The 18,762-nt window shown below is 69.9% G+C and carries 21 protein-coding genes and 1 other RNA gene; 9 read left to right on the top strand and 13 right to left on the bottom strand.

Annotated elements, in window-relative coordinates; all coding sequences use genetic code 11:
- Window positions 1–57: 57 nt before the first annotated feature.
- Together ACWGL1_RS02825 and ACWGL1_RS02820 are read right to left on the bottom strand one after the other, a co-directional pair.
- Window positions 58–843 carry an SDR family oxidoreductase gene (locus tag ACWGL1_RS02825; RefSeq protein ID WP_338577125.1) on the bottom strand — a complete coding sequence of 262 codons (786 nt, stop codon included), beginning with the start codon at window positions 841–843 and terminating at the stop codon, window positions 58–60.
- Window positions 840–1,136 (bottom strand): 4a-hydroxytetrahydrobiopterin dehydratase, encoded by a 297-nt coding sequence (locus ACWGL1_RS02820; protein WP_040346303.1) that lies wholly within the window; start codon window positions 1,134–1,136, stop codon window positions 840–842. Before ACWGL1_RS02820 ends, ACWGL1_RS02825 begins: the two co-directional genes overlap by 4 nt.
- A gap of 124 nt (window positions 1,137–1,260) precedes the next feature.
- Here ACWGL1_RS02820 and ACWGL1_RS02815 point away from each other — a divergent pair, with 124 nt between their 5' ends.
- The 3 genes from ACWGL1_RS02815 to ACWGL1_RS02805 are packed head-to-tail and all read left to right on the top strand — an operon-like array spanning window position 1,261 to window position 4,138.
- Entirely contained in the window at window positions 1,261–2,046 is a 786-nt protein-coding gene (locus ACWGL1_RS02815; protein ID WP_452111120.1) for a class I SAM-dependent methyltransferase, read from the top strand.
- Window positions 2,034–3,617 carry a 2-polyprenylphenol 6-hydroxylase gene (gene ubiB / locus ACWGL1_RS02810; RefSeq protein WP_452111119.1) on the top strand — a complete coding sequence of 528 codons (1,584 nt, stop codon included), beginning with the start codon at window positions 2,034–2,036 and terminating at the stop codon, window positions 3,615–3,617. Before ACWGL1_RS02815 ends, ubiB begins: the two co-directional genes overlap by 13 nt.
- Before the next feature lie 23 nt (window positions 3,618–3,640).
- Window positions 3,641–4,138: a hypothetical protein gene (locus tag ACWGL1_RS02805; RefSeq protein ID WP_452111118.1), complete on the top strand. Its 498-nt coding sequence runs from the start codon at window positions 3,641–3,643 to the stop codon at window positions 4,136–4,138.
- A 158-nt stretch (window positions 4,139–4,296) separates the two neighbouring features.
- Here ACWGL1_RS02805 and arfB read toward each other — a convergent pair whose 3' ends face one another.
- From arfB to ACWGL1_RS02775, 6 genes are all read right to left on the bottom strand, one after another.
- Window positions 4,297–4,698: an alternative ribosome rescue aminoacyl-tRNA hydrolase ArfB gene (arfB, locus tag ACWGL1_RS02800; protein ID WP_452111117.1), complete on the bottom strand. Its 402-nt coding sequence runs from the start codon at window positions 4,696–4,698 to the stop codon at window positions 4,297–4,299.
- On the bottom strand, window positions 4,695–5,153 hold the full coding sequence (locus ACWGL1_RS02795; protein ID WP_452111116.1) for a YaiI/YqxD family protein: 459 nt from the start codon (window positions 5,151–5,153) through the stop codon (window positions 4,695–4,697). The genes arfB and ACWGL1_RS02795 overlap by 4 nt, the downstream gene beginning before the upstream one ends.
- A 63-nt stretch (window positions 5,154–5,216) precedes the next feature.
- The gene (gene thrS, locus ACWGL1_RS02790; protein WP_452111115.1) at window positions 5,217–7,157 is read right to left on the bottom strand and encodes a threonine--tRNA ligase; all 1,941 of its coding nucleotides are present in this window, start codon (window positions 7,155–7,157) and stop codon (window positions 5,217–5,219) included.
- The gene (gene yidD / locus ACWGL1_RS02785; RefSeq protein WP_024355105.1) at window positions 7,154–7,402 is read right to left on the bottom strand and encodes a membrane protein insertion efficiency factor YidD; all 249 of its coding nucleotides are present in this window, start codon (window positions 7,400–7,402) and stop codon (window positions 7,154–7,156) included. Before yidD ends, thrS begins: the two co-directional genes overlap by 4 nt.
- Window positions 7,403–7,493: 91 nt before the next feature.
- The gene (locus tag ACWGL1_RS02780) at window positions 7,494–7,964 is read right to left on the bottom strand and encodes an iron-sulfur cluster assembly scaffold protein (protein ID WP_452111114.1); all 471 of its coding nucleotides are present in this window, start codon (window positions 7,962–7,964) and stop codon (window positions 7,494–7,496) included.
- Between the two features lie 203 nt (window positions 7,965–8,167).
- Complete coding sequence (locus ACWGL1_RS02775) at window positions 8,168–8,974, bottom strand: tetratricopeptide repeat protein (RefSeq protein WP_452111113.1); 807 nt, start codon at window positions 8,972–8,974, stop codon at window positions 8,168–8,170.
- An 89-nt stretch (window positions 8,975–9,063) separates the two neighbouring features.
- Here ACWGL1_RS02775 and ACWGL1_RS02770 point away from each other — a divergent pair, with 89 nt between their 5' ends.
- Both ACWGL1_RS02770 and ACWGL1_RS02765 read left to right on the top strand, forming a co-directional pair.
- On the top strand, window positions 9,064–10,446 hold the full coding sequence (locus tag ACWGL1_RS02770; RefSeq protein WP_452111112.1) for a leucyl aminopeptidase family protein: 1,383 nt from the start codon (window positions 9,064–9,066) through the stop codon (window positions 10,444–10,446).
- 80 nt (window positions 10,447–10,526) lie between these two features.
- Window positions 10,527–11,327, top strand: a complete 801-nt coding sequence (locus tag ACWGL1_RS02765; RefSeq protein ID WP_452111111.1) for a C40 family peptidase — start codon at window positions 10,527–10,529, stop codon at window positions 11,325–11,327.
- 77 nt (window positions 11,328–11,404) lie between these two features.
- On the opposite strand, the gene ACWGL1_RS02760 is transcribed toward ACWGL1_RS02765, so the two are convergent.
- Window positions 11,405–12,106, bottom strand: a complete 702-nt coding sequence (locus tag ACWGL1_RS02760; RefSeq protein ID WP_452111110.1) for a c-type cytochrome — start codon at window positions 12,104–12,106, stop codon at window positions 11,405–11,407.
- 148 nt (window positions 12,107–12,254) lie between these two features.
- Between ACWGL1_RS02760 and ACWGL1_RS02755 the strand changes: the two genes are divergently transcribed.
- Window positions 12,255–12,977: a 3-deoxy-manno-octulosonate cytidylyltransferase gene (locus ACWGL1_RS02755; RefSeq protein ID WP_452111109.1), complete on the top strand. Its 723-nt coding sequence runs from the start codon at window positions 12,255–12,257 to the stop codon at window positions 12,975–12,977.
- 145 nt (window positions 12,978–13,122) lie between these two features.
- Here the strand turns inward: ACWGL1_RS02755 and ACWGL1_RS02750 are convergent, their stop codons facing one another.
- The 3 genes from ACWGL1_RS02750 to ffs form a co-directional block, all read right to left on the bottom strand.
- Window positions 13,123–14,988, bottom strand: a complete 1,866-nt coding sequence (locus ACWGL1_RS02750; protein WP_452111108.1) for a DNA polymerase III subunit gamma/tau — start codon at window positions 14,986–14,988, stop codon at window positions 13,123–13,125.
- Window positions 14,989–15,045: 57 nt separating this feature from the next.
- A complete protein-coding gene (locus ACWGL1_RS02745) occupies window positions 15,046–15,444 on the bottom strand; it encodes a DUF3597 domain-containing protein (protein WP_088410556.1) in 399 nt (132 codons plus the stop codon).
- A gap of 359 nt (window positions 15,445–15,803) precedes the next feature.
- Window positions 15,804–15,897, bottom strand: an RNA gene (ffs, locus tag ACWGL1_RS02740) — signal recognition particle sRNA small type.
- 71 nt (window positions 15,898–15,968) lie between these two features.
- Here ffs and nudC point away from each other — a divergent pair.
- Complete coding sequence (nudC, locus tag ACWGL1_RS02735; RefSeq protein WP_452111107.1) at window positions 15,969–16,892, top strand: NAD(+) diphosphatase; 924 nt, start codon at window positions 15,969–15,971, stop codon at window positions 16,890–16,892.
- Window positions 16,893–16,936: 44 nt separating this feature from the next.
- Here the strand turns inward: nudC and ACWGL1_RS02730 are convergent, their stop codons facing one another.
- Window positions 16,937–17,551 carry a malonic semialdehyde reductase gene (locus ACWGL1_RS02730; protein ID WP_452111106.1) on the bottom strand — a complete coding sequence of 205 codons (615 nt, stop codon included), beginning with the start codon at window positions 17,549–17,551 and terminating at the stop codon, window positions 16,937–16,939.
- Window positions 17,552–17,726: 175 nt separating this feature from the next.
- Between ACWGL1_RS02730 and ACWGL1_RS02725 the strand changes: the two genes are divergently transcribed.
- Both ACWGL1_RS02725 and recR read left to right on the top strand, forming a co-directional pair.
- Window positions 17,727–18,056: a YbaB/EbfC family nucleoid-associated protein gene (locus ACWGL1_RS02725; RefSeq protein ID WP_312220791.1), complete on the top strand. Its 330-nt coding sequence runs from the start codon at window positions 17,727–17,729 to the stop codon at window positions 18,054–18,056.
- A complete protein-coding gene (gene recR, locus ACWGL1_RS02720) occupies window positions 18,056–18,658 on the top strand; it encodes a recombination mediator RecR (protein WP_452111105.1) in 603 nt (200 codons plus the stop codon). Before ACWGL1_RS02725 ends, recR begins: the two co-directional genes overlap by 1 nt.
- The last annotated feature ends 104 nt before the right edge of the window (window positions 18,659–18,762 follow it).

The following is an 18,762-nucleotide window of genomic DNA, read 5'->3' as shown; positions in this document are numbered from 1 at the left end:
GGTGGGGCTGGCTGCTGTTCTTCTGGACGCTGCTGACGGGGTATATAAGCGCGCGCGCTACTGCGCCGTCAGCCCGCCGTCGATCTTGAACTCGGCGCCGGTCACGAACTTCGACTCGTCCGACGCCAGATACAGCACGCAATAGGCCACATCGTCCGGCTCGCCGATGCGCTTCAGCGGAATGCCGCGCGCCAGTTTCTCGTGCGCGCTCGCCTCGTCCCCGCCCGCCATGGCGACGAAGGGATCGAGGATCGGCGTCTTGATGAAGACCGGGTGCACCGAGTTGGCACGCACGTTCCAGCCCGCCTTGGCCGCCTCCAGCGCCACCGTCTTGGTGTAGAGCCAGACCGCCGCCTTGGTGGCGTTGTAGGCGCCCATGCCCGGCGCCGCCGCCAGTCCCGCGATGGATGAGATGTTGACGATCGACCCCGCGCCCGAGGCCCTGAGCGGCGCCATGGCGTGCTTGCAGCCCAGCATGACGGATTCCAGATTGATCGCCTGAACCTTGCGCCAGTTCTCCAGCGTGTCCTGCTCGGCCCACAAAAGCTGGCCGCCGATTCCGGCGTTGTTCACCAGGATGCTGAGGCCGCCCATATCCTCGACCGCCGCGCCGACGACGCGGACCCAGTCGTCCTCGCGCGTGACGTCGTGCTCATAGGCGAAGGCCGTGCCGGGGTGGTCGGCGTTGATCGCCTCGGCCAGGGCGCGGACGCCGTTCAGGTCCAGATCGCTGAGCGCGACCCTGGCGCCCTCGCGGACCAGCATCCGGGCCATGGCCTGGCCCAGCCCCCCGGCGGCGCCGGTGATCAGGGCCGCCTTGCCCGCGACGCGCCCGCCCGTCACTCGACCAGACCCTTGACCGCCGCGTCGATGAAGCGTGCCATCGCCACGTCGCGCTCGGTCACCCCGTCGGCGTCATGGGTGGTCAGCAGCACCTCGACGCGGTTGTAGACGTTCGACCACTCCGGATGATGGTCGACCTTGTCGGCCAGCAGAGCGACGCGGGTCATGAAGCCGAAGGCGGCGTTGAAATCGGCGAAGCGCAGGGTGCGCGCGATGGCCGGGCGCGGATCGTCGGCGCGGCGCCAGTCGGGCAGGCCCGCCAGAACTTCGGTCACGTCGAGGGCGGCGGTCATGAGCGTCTCCTTATGCTTTCGTCAGGCGTATCGTGCGCCCTGAGGCGCGACAAGCCGCCAGCCTGCGTCAGATGCGACGCTTCCCCGGATGACGGCGGCGACGGGAGGCGTTACACCCCCATCCATGACCCAGGCCGATCCCTCCCCCGACGCTTCCGGCAAGACCTCCTCCTTCGGCTTCCGCGACGTGGACGCGAAGGAAAAGGTGCAGATGGTGCGCGGCGTGTTCAACTCCGTCGCCTCCAACTACGACCTGATGAACGACCTGATGAGCGCGGGCGTGCACCGGATCTGGAAGGACGCCACGGCGGCCAAGCTGAACGTCCGGCCGGGCGAAGTGGTGCTGGACATGGCCGGGGGCACCGGCGACATGGCGCGCCGCTATTCCAGGATGGCCCGCGCGGCGCAGGATCGGCGCGGCGGCGAGGACGCCACGGTCCTCGTCATGGACTACAACGCCGAGATGATCCTGAACGGCGTGGCCAAGGGCGGCGAGCCCGAGATGGCCTGGGGCGTCGGCGACGCCATGAACCTGCCGCTGCCGGACGCTTGCCTGGACGCCTATTCGATCAGCTTCGGCATCCGCAACGTGGCCGACATTCCGCAGGCCCTGCGCGAGGCGCGCCGCGCGCTGAAGCCGGGCGGCCGCTTCATCTGCCTGGAGTTCTCGCGCCCCACCACCGGCGCGTTGAGGAAGGCCTATGACGCCTGGTCCTTCCACGCCATCCCGCGCATCGGTCAGCTGGTCGCCAAGGACCGCGATTCCTATCAGTATCTGGTCGAGAGCATCCGCCGCTTCCCCGATCAGCAGACCTTCAAGCGGATGATCGAGGAGGCGGGCTTCAGCCGCGTCAGCGTCACCAATCTGTCGGGCGGCATCGCCGCCATCCACCACGGGTGGGCGATCTGAGCCGGCTGACCTTCAACGCCCCGCCGCCGACGCCCAAGGCCCAGCCGGTGCGCCATCCGGTCGGCGCGGCCTTTCGCATGGTGCGCTGGGGCTGGGTGCTGGCGCGCCACGACGCCCTGATCCCGCGCGAGGCCAACCCCCTCCTGCCCGCCTGGGGCCGCCCCTTCGCCCGTCTGATCCAGCTGTTCGCCAGCCGCAAACACCGCGCCGGACGGCCCGGCCAGCGCGTCGGCGAGGCCTTCGAGCATCTCGGCCCCGTCGCCATCAAGCTGGGCCAGGTGCTGGCCACCCGCGCCGACATCTTCGGCCTGCAGTTCGCGCAGGATCTGGGGCGTCTGAAGGACAAGCTGCCGCCTTTCCCGCTGGAAGAGGCCAAGCGCGAGATCGAACGCTCGCTGGGCCGCCCGGCCGAGAGCCTGTTCATCGATCTGACCGAACCGATGGGCGCTGCATCGCTGGCCCAGGCGCACCCCGCCTGGCTGGCCGACGGGCGCAAGGTGGCGGTCAAGGTGCTGCGCCCCGGCGTCGAGCGCCGCGTGGCCCAGGGGCTGGACGCCATGCGTCTGGGGGCCAAGCTGGTCGACCGTTTCGTCGAACCCGCCCGTCGGCTGGAGCCGCGCGCCTTCGTCGAGATCATCGCCCAGTCGCTGCAGCTTGAGCTGGACATGCGGCTGGAGGCGGCGGCCGCCTCCGAACTGGCCGAGGTCATGGCCAAGGACGGCTATATGTCGGCCCCCGCCGTCATCTGGGACGGGGTGGGCAAGCGGGTTCTGACACTGGAATGGGCGCCCGGCCTGCCGATGACGGACCCGGCCCTGGTCGACCTGCCCGGTCTCGACAAGGACGCCCTGGCCGACAAGGTGGTGCGCGCCTTTCTGGTGCAGGCGCTGGACCACGGCGTCTTCCACGCCGACCTGCACGAGGGCAATCTGTTCGCCGACGCCCCCGCGCAACTGACGGCCATCGACTTCGGCATCGTCGGGCGGCTGGGCCCGGCCGAGCGCCGCTACCTGGCCGAAATCCTGTGGGGCTTCATCAGCCGCGACTACGACCGCATCAGCCGGGTCCATTTCGAGGCCGGATACGTGCCGCCGCACCATTCGGTCGACACCTTCGCCCAGGCCCTGCGCGCGGTCGGCGAGCCGGTGATCGGCCGTCAGGCCAGCCAGGTGTCGATGGGCCGTCTGCTGGGCCAGCTGTTCGAGATCACCGCCCTGTTCGACATGCATATGCGCCCTGAACTGGTGCTGCTGCAGAAGACCATGGTCTCGGTCGAGGGGGTGGCGCGCCGCCTGAACCCGGATCATGATCTGTGGGAGGCTGCCAAGCCGGTGGTCGAGCGCTGGATCAAGCGCGAACTGGGACCGCAGGCCCAGATCAAGGAGACGGTGGAGGAGGCGATGGCCGCTCTCAAGGCCCTGTCGCGTCTGGTGCAGAACCCGCCGCCGTCTCAGACGTTGGTGATCGAGAAGGCCGGAACGCGGCCCTGGGTGGTCGCCGCCGTCACCGTCGCAGTCTGCGCGTCGGCGGCCGCCTTGGTGCTGACGCTTTGGCCGATGATCGTCGCCTGACGTTTCTTCGGAGCCTGCGTTTCATGAAGACCACTTCCTTCGCCGCCGTCCTGTCGGGCGCCCTCCTGCTGGCCGCCCCGGCGCTGGCCCAGACCACGGCTCCGAGCCGGGCGCCGGCCCAGGGCGCGGCTGCGGCGACCCTGCCCGACGCCTTCGAGGGGGATGCGCCCGCCGCTTCGACGGCGCCCGCCTCGCCGCCGGTCGCCGGTCCCGCCGCCCAGGCGCCGGACATCGCCCGCTCGGAAGAGGCCCTGCGCCGGGTCATCGCCGCCTTCCAGGCCAATCAGATCGACTATTCGGTGTTCAGCACGGACATGGCCGAGCAGATTCGCGCCCAGTCCGGCGCGGTGGCGCCCCTGATCCAGCAGTTCGGCCCGCTGAAGACGATCGAGCATCGCGGCCAGCAGAGCGGCGCCGACATGTTCCGCGTGGTGTTCGAGAAGCAGGCCACCGACTGGGTCATCGCCTTCGACGACCAGGACCAGATCGCGGCCCTGCTGTTCCGCCCGGCCCAGGACTGAGGGCGCTCTGCGCACAGCCGTCCTCCCCGTCCCTTCGCCGTCATCCTCGGGCTTGAACCGAGGATCCAGTCATCCGCACGCCCGACCTCGGAAAACAGGAGCGCGACGCCGCCTCTGATCCTCGGGTCAAGCCCGAGGATGACGGAGGGTGTGGAAGGCTAATCCAGCGACGGCTTGCCGCGTCCGCTCTTGATCGAGGCGCGGCTGGACTTGGCCTGCAGTCGACGCTCCTTCGACGCGCGCGTCGGCCGGGTCGGCACGCGATAGACGGGCTTGATCGAGGCCTCGGCCACCATGGCCTCCAGCCGCTCGATGGCGTCCGCCTTGTTGCGCTCCTGCGTGCGGAAGCGCACGGCGCTGATGACGATCACCCCGTCCAGCGTCAGGCGGCTGCCCGCCAGCTTCATCAGCCGCGACTTCACCGGCTCGGTCAGGCTGGGCGAGTTCTTGACGTCGAACCGCATCTGCACGGCGGTCGAGACCTTGTTGACGTTCTGGCCGCCCGGTCCTCCGGCGCGGAAGAAGCGGAACTCCAGCTCATCTTCGGGAATGCGGCTCATGACGCCTCCCGGCGGGCCCGCACGACGGCGGCGTCCAGCGCCTGCAGGAAGCGCGAGCGGTCGGCCGCGGAAAAGGGCGGCGGCCCGCTGGTCGGCACGCCCATGGAGCGCAGGTGCTCGCCGATCATCCGCCCGGCCAGGGCTGACCCGATAGAGTCTGCCGTGAACGGCTGACCGTTGGATTTCAGCGCCTGCGCGCCCGATTTCAGCACCCGGTCGGCCAGCGGAATGTCGGCGGTGATGACGATGTCGCCGCGCGTGGCGCGCTCGGCGATCCAGTCGTCGGCTGCGTCCGGCCCGGCGTCGACGACCACCTGTTCGATCAGCGGTTCGCGCGGCGTGTTGATCCAGGCGTTGGACACCACGAAGACCTTCAGGCCGCAGCGGCGCGCCACGCGATAGACCTCTTCCTTCACGGGGCAGGCGTCGGCGTCGATGTAGAGGGTGGTGGGCATGACAGGCTTATGGCCCGAGACGGGCGAGGGGAGAAGACGCGAGGCCTTCCCCCTGCCGTCATATCAGGCGACGCCGTCGCGGATGCGCTTCAGATCCGGCGCCAGCGCCTCGTCGGTCAGCATGGCGATGGCTTCCTCGACCGTGACGATGGTCTGGGCCTGGGAGCCGAAGCGGCGGATGGCGACCTTGCCTTCTTCGGCCTCCTTGCGGCCGACGACGGCGATGGCGGGCACCTTGGCGACCGAGTGTTCGCGGATCTTGTAGTTGATCTTCTCGTTGCGCAGGTCGATCTCGGTGCGCAGACCCGCCGCCCGGAACTTGGCCAGAACTTCCTCGGCGTAACCGTCGGCGTCCGAGGTGATGGTCGCCACCACGGCCTGCGTCGGCGCCAGCCACAGCGGGAAGGCCCCGGCGTAGTTCTCGATCATGATGCCGATGAAGCGCTCGAACGAGCCCAGGATCGCGCGGTGCAGCATGACCGGGCGGTGCTTCTGGCCGTCCTCGGCGATGTAGGTCGCATCCAGACGTTCCGGCAGCACATAGTCCAGCTGGATCGTGCCGCAGGTCCATTCGCGGCCGATGGCGTCCTTGACGATGAAGTCCAGCTTGGGCGCGTAGAAGGCGCCGTCGCCCTCGGTGACGACCGGCTCGGTTCCGGCGGCGCGGGCGGCTTCCAGCATCTGGGCCTCGGCCTTGTCCCAGAATTCCTCGGTGCCGGCGCGCAGCTCGGGGCGGGTGCCCAGGCTGATGTATTTGGTCTCCATGCCCAGGTCGGCGTGGACCGAATAGGCCAGCTTGATGAACTCGGCCGTCTCCTCGACGATCTGGTCCTCGCGGCAGAAGATGTGGGCGTCGTCCTGCGTAAAGCCGCGCACACGCATCAGGCCGTGCAGCGAGCCCGACGGCTCATAGCGGTGACAGGCGCCGAACTCGGCCATGCGCAGCGGCAGTTCGCGATAGGAGCGCTGGCCCTGATCGAAGATCTGCACGTGGCCGGGGCAGTTCATCGGCTTGAGGCTGAGCGTCTCGCCCTCGACCGTCTCGCAGACGAACATATTGGCGCGGTACTTGTCCCAGTGGCCCGAGGCCTCCCAGAACTTGCGGTCCAGCACCTGCGGCGTCTTGACCTCGACATAGCCCGCGGCGTCCAGACGGCGGCGCATATAGGCCTCCAGCACGCGCCACAGCACCCAGCCCTTGGGGTGCCAGAAGACCATGCCCCGGCCCTCTTCCTGCATGTGGAAGAGCTCCATGGCGCGGCCCAGCTTGCGATGGTCGCGCTTCTCGGCCTCCTCGATGCGCAGCAGATAGGCGTCCAGATCCTCCTTGGTCGCCCAGGCCGTGCCGTAGATGCGCTGAAGCTGGGCGCGGTTGGAATCGCCGCGCCAGTAGGCGCCCGCCAGCTTGGTCAGCTTGAAGGCCTTGCCCACGAACTTCGTCGTCGGGAAGTGCGGCCCCCGGCACAGGTCGGCCCATTCGCCCTGCTTGTAGACGGTGATCGTTTCCGTCTCGGGCAGGTCGCGGATCAGTTCGGCCTTATATTCCTCGCCGATCTTTTCGAAGTGGGCGATGGCCTCGTCGCGGTTCCAGACCTGACGCTCCAGCGGGGCGCCCCGGTCGATGATCTCGGCCATCTTCTTCTCGATCTTCGGGAAGTCGTCGGTCGAGAAGGGCTCGTCGCGGGCGAAGTCGTAATAGAAGCCGTCTTCGATGGCCGGGCCGATCGTGACCTGGGTGCCGGGGAACAGCTCCTGCACCGCCTGGGCCAGCACGTGGGCGGCGTCGTGGCGGATGGTCTCCAGCGCCTCGGGGTCGTCGCGCATCAGCAGGCGGAAGTCGCCGTTCCCGTCGATGACGCGGTCCAGGTCGCGCTGCTCGCCGTTCCAGACGACCAGGGCCGCCTTCTTGGCCAGCGAGGGCGAGATGGCGGCGGCCACGTCGCGGCCCGTCGAGCCGGCCGGATACTGACGCACGGCGCCGTCGGGGAATTTCAGTTCGATCATGACGGTCGTTCTTTTTCGGTCTTGGCGGGCGGGACGGGATCATAGCCCGAACCGCCGAAGGGATGGCATTTACAGAGGCGCCGCACGGTGAGCCATCCCCCCCGCACCGGACCGTGCCGGATCAGGGCGTCGCGCCCGTAATCCGAACAGGTCGGCATGAACCGGCACTGCTGGCCGATCAGGGGGGACAGCGTCAGCTTATAGCCCCGATGGGCCGCGCGGACGCTGCGTTCGTAGAGAGACATTAGAGAGACCGGGGTCCCTTCGCCGGGGGCTCTGTTTCGGGTTCGTCGCGCTTATCCCTCTTCAAAGCAGGGGGATCAACTGACGCGCCGTTCAGGCCGCGCCGGCGAGACGAGTTCGCGTATCGCTGTGGTGTTTTTCCAGCGCCTGCTTCACGGCGTCCAGCGTCGCTTCCAGCGCCACCATGGTCGAGGCGTGGCGGGCGGGATAGTCGGCGACCTGCTTCAGCACGCGCAGGCCTTCGAAGCGGCCCTCAGGGCCGTCGCCGCCGGATTTCAGCATGGCGGACAGGGCGTCGCGCGCGGCCTCGATCTCCTGAACCGAGGCGCCGAGGATGTTCTCCCCGACCACGCCCGCCGCCGCCTGGCCTAGGGCGCAGGCCTTGACCGTCTGGGCGAAGTCGCCGACGCGATCGTCGGCGTCCAGCGTCACATCGACGATCGCCTTCGACCCGCACAGCTTGGCCACCCGCTCGGCCGAGCCTTCGGGCGCAGGCAGACGCCCGCTGTGCGGCAGATTGGCCGCCAGCGACAGAATGCGCGCGCTGTATAGGTCGTCGATCACGGGATGAAGATAGGCCTTCGCGGGCTGAAGGTGAAGAGACGCAAGGCTTCTCCCTCCCCTTCATGGGGAGGGTGGTCGCGCAGCGACCGGGTGGGGAGGGCTGGGTCATGGACGCGGCGCTTGAATAGCCTCGCCGCCCCCACCCGACTTCGCCCTACGGGCTCAGCCACCCTCCCCATGAAGGGGAGGGAGAAAGTCGCGTTCTATCCGCCCTGCAGCGACGACCACGTCCGCGCGGTCGGCGACGCCTCGACGACCGCCGGGCTCTGCCCCGGCTGCATCCGCGCGGCCAGCCAGCGCAGGTTCTGGTCCGCGGCCTCGGGCGGCAGGTCGCGGCGCAGGATGGCCTCGGCCTCGGCGGTCTTGCCCTGCAGGCCCAGCGCCAGGGCCAGGTTCTGGCGCACCTGCAGCCCGGCGCCCGGCTGGGTCGCCGCGCGACGCAGCAGGATCTCGGCGGACGGCGCGTCGCCTTCGCCGATGCGGGCGATGGCGGCGTTGGTCAGGACGTCGGCGTTGTCGGGCGACAGGCGCAGGGCCTCGTTCCAGACCGCCTTGGCGTCGTCGGAGCGGCGCACCTGCTGATAGGCCACGCCCAGCAGCGACAGGGGGCGCCAGTCGCGCGGCGCCGCCGCCTTGGCCTGTTCCAGCGCGGCGATGCCGTAGAAGGCCTGCCCGCGCGCGATATGGGCGCGCCCGACCTCCAGCATGGCCTCGACGTTGGCGGGCTGGACGACCAGCACGCCCTGCGCCGTCTCGGCCGCCTGATCATACTGGCCCAGTTCGCGCAGGGCCTGGGCCAGCTTGACCCCGGCGACCGGGTCCATCGGATTGATCTGCTGCTCCTGGGTCCAGAAGACCGAGCGGCTGAGGGCGTCGGCGCGGTCATAGCCCGCGCGTGTGGCGGCGTCGGCAGGCGCCCGCGCTGTGGGCGCAGTCTGGCTCAGGGCCGGGACGGCGAGGGCCAGAAGCGTCAGGCTGACGGTTGCGGTGAGGGCGGCGTTGCGCGACATGGAAGGGGTCCGTGGCGGTTCTGCCCTAGGGTCGCGCCGACGGGTCAAGGTTTGGTTAATCGGCGTTAAGCGTCGGAAAGGTCGCCCTCATGTCCCCTCAGTCCGAACTGCTGATCGCCGCTTCTGAGACCGCGCGCCCGGTCCGCATCGTCAAGGCGGGCGCGGCGCTGGGCGGGCGGATCGCCGCTTGGGCCGAGGCCAACGGCTTCACCGGCAAGGCGGGCCAGCTGCTGGTGGTCCCGGGCGCCGACGGCGCGCCGGAGCAGGCCCTGTTCGGCGCGGGCGAGGCCTTCGACCCCATGACGGCCCGCGGCCTGCCGACGAGGCTGCCTGCGGGCGATTGGCGGCTGGAGGGCGTCGAGGGCGAGGCGGCGCATTCGGCGGCTCTGGCCTTTGCGCTGGGGGGCTATCTGTTCGACCGCTACAAGACCCGGCCGGAGCGCGGCCGCGCGCGTCTCGTGGCGCCGGACGGCCTCGACCTGACGGCGACGCTGAACATCGCCGCCGCCTGCGCCCTGACCCGCGAGATGGTCGACACCCCCGCCGCCGACATGGGGCCGCTGCAGCTCGAGACCATCGCGCGCGAGATCGCCGAAGGCGCGGGAGCGAGCCTGACCGTCACCACCGGCGACGCCCTGCTGGAGGAGAACTATCCGGCCGTCCACGCCGTCGGCCGCGCCGCCGCCCCGCACCGCGCGCCGCGGGTGCTGGAGATCGGCTGGAATCTGGACAAGGCGGACTGGCCGCTGGTGGCTCTGGTCGGCAAGGGGGTGGTGTTCGACACCGGCGGCCTGGACCTCAAGGGCGCCGCCGGGATGCGCAACATGAAGAAGGACATGGGCGGCGCCGCCCATGCGCTGGCGCTGGGCCGCCTGATCATGCAGGCCGGTCTGCCGGTGCGGCTGGTGGTGCTGGTCGCGGCGGTCGAGAACGCGGTCTCGGCCGACGCCTTCCGGCCGGGCGACATCCTGAACAGCCGCAAGGGTCTGACCATAGAGATCGGCAACACCGACGCCGAAGGGCGGCTGATCCTGGCCGACGTCCTGACGCGGGCGGGAGAGCATGAGCCGGACCTGACGCTGGACTTCGCCACCCTGACCGGCGCCGCCCGCATCGCGCTGGGGCCGGAGCTCCCGCCGCTCTACACCGACGACGACGCCCTGGCCGAGGGCGTGCTGAACGCCGGTCGGGCCGTGGGCGACCCCCTGTGGCGGATGCCGCTGTGGGCGGGCTATCGCGCCTCGTTGGACAGCGAGATCGCCGACGTCCGCAACGATTCCGCCGCCTGGGCCCAGGCCGGATCGGTGACGGCGGCCCTTTTCCTGCAGAAGTTCGCGCCGACGACCGGCAGTTGGGCGCACATGGACGTCTTCGCCTGGAATCCTCGCGCCCGTCCCGGCTGGCCCGAAGGCGGCGAAGCCCAGGCCATCCGCGCCTGCTTCCGCTACCTCAGCGAGAAATTTTCCAAATAGCCAAGGCTGTTAACGCCCCCTTCGGGATCGGCGCCTAGGGTAGGCGGCTCGAATTATCCGAGCCGTCGAGAGACCGCCGCTTGACCGATGTCCTGGCCCTGCTGCCGCCTGGCGCGCCCCTGATCCTTCGGGACGGGGACCGCGTGGTGCTGGCCGAACAGGCGCTGGAAGGCCTGATGCGGGCCGAGGCCTATCGCCGGACCGACCCCGCCCACTGCCGTCTGCCGGTCGCCGACATCGTCGCGGACGACGGTCAGCGCATCGACCAGCTGCTGTTCGGCGAGGCCTTCGATATTTTGGAACGCAGTCAGGACCGCGCCTGGGGCCGCGCCCGACGCGACGGCGTGGTCGGCTGGGTCTCGCTGGAGGCCCTGGCGTCCGGCGCGTCCCTGGCGACGCGCCGCGTCGCCTCCGTCTCCGCCGCCCTGCCGCTGAACGCCCTGGTCGGCGACGATGCTCAGGGCCTGGCCGACAGCGACCTGCAATCCATCGGCGCCTTCGAGCGCGACCTGGTCGCCGTGGCCGAGCGCCTGCTGGGCCGCCCGCACGCCCTGGGCGCCCGCTCCTCGCTGGAGACGGACTGCTCGGGCCTGGTGCAACAGGCTCTGCTGGCCTGCGGCCGGCCCGGCCCGCGCCGCGCCGCCGATCAGGCCGGTCTCGGCCGCGCCGTGTCGCGAGAGGACGCGCAGCGCGGCGACCTGGTGATCTGGCTGTCGTCGGCCGAAGGCGACTGGACCGGCCATTCGGCCCTGATGCTGGACGCCGAGCGCATCATCCACGCGACGGGCGCGCGCGGCGGCGTGGTGGTCGAAACCCTGGCCGAGGTCGAGGCCCGCCTGGCCGCCGACGGCTTCGCCTCCGCGCTCTTCCGCCGGGTCTGAGCCCTCAACCTGATCCCTGAAACGAAGAAAGGCGGCCCGAGAGCCGCCTTTCCGTCGTCTGTCCTGTCCGTCGGCCCTCAGGCGTCGGGCGCCGGGTTCGTCGCCTGGGTCGCAGGCGCGTCGACGGCCGGGGCGTCAGCCGGAGCCGAACCGGCTTCGGTCGCGGCGGCGCCTTCAGCGGCGGGGGCCTCGCCTTCGGCCGGAGCGGCGGCGCCGGGTTGGCGCGCGGGGTCCGGCGCCGGAATAGCGTAGCCGCCCGAGCCTTGCGACCGCAGCCAGGCGATCAGGTTGATGCGGGTCTTCTCGTCGCGGATGCCGGCGAACGACATCTTGGTGCCCGGCACATAGCGGCCCGGCGCGTTGATGAAGTGATCCAGCTCGTCATAGTTCCAGGTCGGGGCCTCGGCCTTGTGCTTGGCCATGGCGTCCGAATAGGCGAAGCCCGCGCGGTGCATGGCGGGGCCGCCGACCACGCCGAACAGGTTCGGGCCGATGCCGTCGGCGCCGCCCGAGTTGACGGTGTGGCAGGCCTGGCAGCGCGCGAAGGCGGCCTCGCCGGCGGCCAGGTCGGCGGTCGGCAGGACCGTGCCCCAGTCGATCGGCAGGACGGCTTCGGCCGCGCCTGCGGCCGCTTCATCCGGCGCGTCCACGAAATAGCCCATCTTTTCGGGCTGCTTGGTGTGGTAGACCATGCCCGAAACCTGCTGGACCACCAGGATCGCAAAGGCGGTGCCCAGGCACGCGCCCATAATCTTGTTCCACTTCAGATCGCCGCTCATTCCGCGTCGTCGCATCCCGTCTCTAGATGAGCCCCCCGACCGCGAAGCGGCGTTCAGGCGTATTCTTGCGTGGGCGTCTCTTACACGCTAGCGCGACCTTCGCAACCGGCCCGGACGTTTCCGGGCGTTTTCAAGGCGCTGGGCGACCATGAATCCGCTGATAATGATACCCGCTCGCATGGCGGCGACCCGTCTGCCCGGAAAACCCCTGGCGGACATCGGCGGCAAGCCGATGATCGTGCGCGCCTGGGAGCAGGCCATGGCCTCGGGTTTCCGCGTCGCCGTGGCGGCGGGCGACCCGGAGATCGTCGCGGCGGTGCAGGCGGCGGGCGGCGAGGCGGTGCTGACCGATCCCGACCTGCCCAGCGGGTCGGACCGCATCCTGGCGGCCGCCCAGGCGGTCGATCCCGACGGCGTCCATGAGGTGGTCATCAACATCCAGGGCGACATGCCCTTCGCCTCGCCGGACCTGGCCAGGGCCTGCGCCGAACTGCTGGCGCGCGAATCAGCCTGCGACATCGCCACCCTGGTCGCGGCCGAGGCGGATGTCTCGGACCGGACCAATCCCGATGTGGTCAAGGCGGTGCTGGCCCTGGCGGACGGCGGGACCAGCGGCCGCGCCCTCTACTTCACCCGCTCGACGCTGTACGGGGAGGGCCCGGTCTGGCGTCACGTCGGCATCTACGGCTACCGCCGCGAAGCCCTGGCCCGCTTCTGCGCCGCCCCGCCGTCGCCGCTGGAGAAGCGCGAAAAGCTGGAGCAACTGCGCGCCCTGGAGATGGGTCTGCAGATCTGGGCCTCGGTGATCGACGAGGCGCCGCTGTCGGTGGACAATCCGGCGGACCTGGAGGCCGCGCGGGCGCTGGCCTGACTATACGCTCCGTCACCCTCGGGCTTGTCCCGAGGAGCCAGCCGCGATCGTGGCCGCATTGACGCCGTGCTCAAACGTTCAGACGTCGGCGGCACGCCCGACGATGGGTCCTCGGGACAAGCCCGAGGGTGACGTGGAAAGGGGATCAGTCGTCGTCGCCCGTCTCGCCGTCGTCGGGGATGGCGGGCATCTCCACGGACGGGGCCAGGGTGACGATCTCCTTGATCTCGGCGCCGGGGAAGGCCTGCATAATCGACACCACGAAGGGGTCCGCCTCGACCGCCGCGCGGCGGGCGGCGCGGGCCTTTTTCTCGACCTCGATCAGGGTCTCGCCGCCGCCCTGTCCGTTGGCGGCGATCAGCCAGGTGCGGCCGGTCCATTCCTTGAGCCGCCCGGCCAGACGCCGCGCCAGATCGTGGGGCGAGCCCTCGGCCGGTTCATAGGTGATGGCGCCGGGGCGGAAGCTTACCACGCGGACGTAGCGCTCCACGTCCATCTGCAGGGTGATCTCGCGCTTCTCGCCGATCAGGGCGACCACGGCCTCGAAGCTCTGCGGGTCCGGCAGGGCGGGCGCCGCCATCGGCCGCGCCGCGAGCATGGCCGAGGCGCCGCCGCCTCCCCCGCCTGAGCCGCCGCCGCGAGGGCCGCCCGCGCCGCCGCCGGGGACGCCGCCCGACTGGATCGCCTTCAGCGCCTCTTCCGGTCCCGGCAGGTCGGCGGCGTAGGCCAGTCGCACGATGGCCATCTCCACCGCATCGGCCGGATTGGGCGCGCGCCGCACCTCGTCCAGCGCCTTCAGCAGCATCTGCCAGGTCCGCGACAGGGTTCCGGCCGAGATCGCCGCGCCGAGCGCCGCCAGCTTCTGCGCCTGATCGCCGGGCAGGCGGGTGGCGTTCGGCCCCAGCATCTTGGCCACCGAGGCCGCGTGGCAATGCTCCAGCAGGTCGTTGGCCACCTGCACCGGATCGGCGCCGTAGCCATAGAGGGTGCGGAAGGTCGTCAGCGCCTCGGCCGTCTTGCCCGCCATCGTCTGCTCGAACAGGGCGATGGTCTGGGTGCGGTCGGCCAGCCCCAGCATGTCGCGCACCGTGGCCGTCTCGACCACCGCGCCGCGCTCGGCCTGAACCAGCGCCTGATCCAGCAGCGACAGGCCGTCGCGCACCGAGCCTTCGGCCGCGCGCGAGATCAGCGCCAGGGCCTCCTGCTCGATCTTCATCCCTTCGCGCTCGGCGACGCGGCCCAGATGGCCGACCAGAATCTCCGGCTCGACCCGGCGCAGGTCGAAGCGCTGGCAGCGGCTCAGGATCGTCACCGGCACCTTGCGGATCTCGGTGGTGGCGAAGATGAACTTCGCGTGGGGCGGCGGCTCCTCCAGCGTCTTCAGCAGGGCGTTGAACGCCTGCGTCGACAGCATGTGGACCTCGTCCAGCACATAGACCTTGTAGCGGGCCTCGACCGGCGCGTAGCGGACGCTTTCCAGGATGTCGCGGATGTCGTTGACGCCGGTGTGCGACGCCGCGTCCATCTCCATCACGTCCATGTGCTGGCCCGCCATGATGGCGGCGTCGTGCCGCCCTGTGGGGCTCAGGGCCAGGGACGGCTTGTCGATCGTCTCGGTTTCGTTGTTCAGCGCGCGGGCCAGCAGGCGCGCCGTCGTCGTCTTGCCGACGCCCCGCACCCCGGTCAGCATGAAGGCGTGGGCGATCCGCCCGGTGGCGAAGGCGTTGGTCAGGGTGCGGACCATCGCCTCCTGGCCGATCAGATCCTCGAACGCGCGCGGCCGGTATTTGCGGGCCAGGACGGTGTAGGCCTCGCCCTCGGCAGGCGGCGCTTCGAAAGCCTTAGACGCGGGAATGGGCGCTGCCTCGGCCTTCGGTTCAGGCGCGGGTTCGGCCGCAGCGACGGGCGCGGGCGCGCCGAACATATCGTCGGTGTTGGGGTCGCGCTCCTCGACTTCGGGCGCGTCTTCCTCCCACGGAGGACCATCGAGACTGTGATCGGCGTCGCTCATGGCCCTGTCTTAGCGCGAAGGGGCGCTGTCGCGCACCCCCTCGCGCCGCAGAGAGGTTCAGAGATCGGTGGGCAGTTGGCCGCCGTTGTCGCGGATTTTCTGGATCACCTGCTTGTGCAACCAGATATTCATGCTGGCGCTGTCCGACTTGTCGCCGGTGTAGCCGAGTTCGTCGGCCAGTTCCTTGCGCTCGGCCAGCGAGGATTCCAGGCCGATCAGCTTCATCAGGTCGACGATGGAGGTTCGCCAGTTCAGCTTCTGCGCGCGCTGCTCGTTCATGAAGTCGAGGATGCCGGCGACATCGACCTCGGCCGCGGGCTGGGGCGCGACGGCGGCTGCGGTGGGCGCGGGCGCCGGGGTCGGTGCCGCCGCTTCGGGCGCGGGGGCGGCGGGCGTCGCCGCCGGGGCCTCCTTCTTCCTGAAGACGCCGCCGAGAATCTTGCCGAGAATGCTCATTCGCCTGCTCCTGATGAGGGGATCGAAGCCCTTTCAGCGAATGAGGCGCGGCCCGGTTCCGTGAAGCTTGCGCGACGGGCCTTCCACGCCGCCGTTCGCCCCTCCCTCGCCATCCTCGGGCTTGACCCGAGGATCGGGCCATCTGTCTGCGGGCATCGGCAAGACAGAGCACGCCGTTTAACTCGATCCTCGGGTCAAGCCCGAGGATGACGGCGGAGATGCGGGTGCGGTGGAGATGTAGGGGACGGCGCGCTCAAGCAGCGAGTGACCGCGTCGCGAGCGATAGCGCACTAAAATATCGCATAAAAAAAGCGCTCAAGCCGTGAGCGCCCGCGGCGCGAACATAGCGCCCTAAAAAATAAGGTGGAGACCGCGACCCGAAGGGGAATTCGTTGTGGCTGCTGCCTTCCGGCCCTGACCAGGTTGGCGAAGCCTTCGCCCGCGATCTCCGAGAGGGGATATGACGGCGGACGGCGCGGGAATCAAGCCCTCCCCTGCGCGCGCTGTCGGGGCTATGAAGCGCCATGCCCTATCGCAACGCCTTTTCCGGCAATCCGCTCGACCGCTCCGGCGACCTTCGCAACGACGCCGCCTGGCTGGCCGAGCAGGAGGCCAACCCCGAAGCCCTGGCCATGATCCTGTGGGAGGGCCGCCCCTTGGTCGAAACCCATGAAGGGGCCGAGCGGCTGGTCTGGCTGTCGCTGGCCCACGCGCGCGACATGGCGCGCGACCGCGACGTCTTCCTGGGGCTGTGGAAGGGCGCGCCGGTCTTCGCCGCCGAATTCGAGGGCTCCATCGACCCGACCACCGGGCCGGCCGGGGGGCTGGGCCGTTTCGTCGAGATGCGCGAGGCGGCGGTGGTTCTGCCCGAGGCGGACGCCGCCATCGCCGCCACGGCCAAGAGCCTGTTCGACTGGCGGCGCCGCCACGGCTTCTGCGCCGCCTGCGGCAAGGCGTCGGACCAGGCCTCGGGCGGCTGGAAGCGCGTCTGCCCGGCGTGCGGGACGGAGCATTTCCCGCGCGTCGACCCCGTCGTCATCATGCTGCCGGTCTATAAGGGCGGGGCCGAGCCCGTGTGTCTGCTGGGCCGTCAGGCCGCCTGGCCGGTCGGTCGGATGTCGGCTCTGGCCGGCTTCATGGAGCCGGGCGAATCGATCGAGGAGGCCTGCGCCCGCGAGGTGATGGAGGAGGCCGGTCTGACGGTGTCGGCCGTCGCCTACCACTCCAGCCAGCCCTGGCCCTTCCCCGGCCAGTTGATGATCGGCCTGATCGCCGAGGTCACGACCGACGAGGCCGCCCCCGACCAGACCGAGTTGGAGGCCGTCGCCTGGCTGACCCGCAGCGAGGCGCGGGCCGTTCTGGACGAGACCCACCCGACCATCCACGCCCCGCCGCCCTACGCCATCGCCAGGCGGCTGCTCGAGACCTGGGCTCGGGGCGAGGACTAGGCCCTCGGGACAAGCCCGAGGGCGCGGGCCTTACGGCAGGAGTCTTACAGGATCTGGGCCGCTTCCTCGAAGTCGAGGCGGGGCGAGCGGGGGAACAGGTTCTCGTCCGTGCCGTAGCCCAGGTTCATGATGAAGTTCGGCTCGACATTGCTGTCGGGGAAGAACTCGGCCTTCACGCCGGCGGCGTCAAAGCCCGACATCGGCCCCACGTCCAGACCCAGGGCGCGCGCGGCGATGGTCAGATAGCCGCCCTGCAGCGAGGCGTTGCGGAAGGCGGCCTCGCGGCGGCCCGCCTCTTCCGGGAACCAGTCGCGGGCGCCCGGCGCGTGCGGGAACAGCTTGGGCAGGGTCTCGTGGAAGTCGATGTCCTGGGCGATGATCAGATTGACCGGCGCGGCCAGGGTCTTGGCGCGGTTGCCTTCGGCCATGTGCGTCGACAGCCGGGCCTTGGCCTCGGGCGAGGTGACGAAGACGAAGCGGGCCGGGGTCATGTTGACCGCCGTCGGGCCGAACTTGGTCAGGTCGTAGAGCTTGCGGATCAGGTCTTCGGACACGGGCCGGTCGCTCCAGCCGTTGCGCGTGCGCGCCTCGGTGAACAGCTGGGCCAGAACGGCGTCGGAAACCGGAAGATCACGGGCGGAAAGGGCGTCAAAGGCCATCAGGGCTTCTCCAGAAAACTGATTGGTAACTTCAATGGTGGCTAATTAGTTTTGCGAGTCGTCGCCGTCAAGGGATCAGCAACCGATTTTGTGACGAATTTGCAGGGAGGCGAGCGCGACAGGCTTTCTTCGTCAGGGTCTGGAGGCGCGCGGCGCTTGGCCCTATCTAGGGCTCATGAAAGACCTCAACGCCCTGATGCAACAGGCCCAGGCGATGCAGCAGAAGCTGCAGGACGCCCAGGCGAAAATGGCCGAATCCACCGCCGAGGGCACCTCGGGCGGCGGCCTTGTGACCATCTCTCTGAAAGGCCCCGGCGAGATCACCTCGGTGAAGATCGACGACAGCCTGATGGCCCCCGGCGAGGGCGAGATCCTGGCCGACCTGATCGTCGCCGCCCACGCCGACGCCAAGCGCAAGCTGGACGAGGTCAACAACGCCCTGATGCGCGACGCCGCCGGACCGATGGCCGGGATGAACATCCCCGGAATGCCGAAACTCTTCTGATGGCCGCCTCCGCCGGGCCGGAAATCGAACGGCTCATCAGCCTGCTGGCCAAGCTGCCGGGCATGGGCCCGCGCTCGGCCCGGCGCGCGGCGCTCGCCCTGCTGAAGCGGCGCGAGCAACTGCTGGTCCCGCTGGCGGCCTCCCTGGCCGAGACGGCGGACAAGGTGGTCAACTGCTCGGTCTGCGGTTCGCCCGATACGCGCGACCCCTGCTCGGTCTGTTCGGACCAGACCCGCGACAACACCCTGATCTGCGTGGTCGAGGAGGCGGGCGCCCTGTGGGCCATGGAGCGCTCGGGCGCCTTTCGCGGCAAGTATCACGTCCTGGGCGGCCTGCTGTCGGCGCTGGACGGCGTCGGCCCTGAACAACTTCGCATCGCCGAACTGATCGGCCGGGCGAAAGGCGGAGAGGCGAAGGAGGTGGTCCTGGCCCTGCCCGCCACCGTCGACGGCCAGACCACGGCCCACTACCTGGCCGAGCGCCTGTCGGCGGCGGGGGTGCAGGTCACCTCCCTCGCGCGCGGCGTCCCTGTCGGCGGCGAGCTGGACTGGCTGGACGACGGCACCATCATCCAGGCCCTGCGGGCGCGACGGCCCGCTTAGGAACTGGAACCGCATATCCGTCACCCTCGGGCTTGTCCCGAGGGCCCATGGTTACGCCAAGCTTGACGTGAGACGACGCAAGCGAAGGCGTGAAAGCGCCTCAG

The organism is Brevundimonas sp. NPDC055812, from assembly GCF_053616535.1.
Note: the sequence above shows the minus strand (reverse complement) of the source record. Positions and strands in the feature narration are given on the sequence as shown.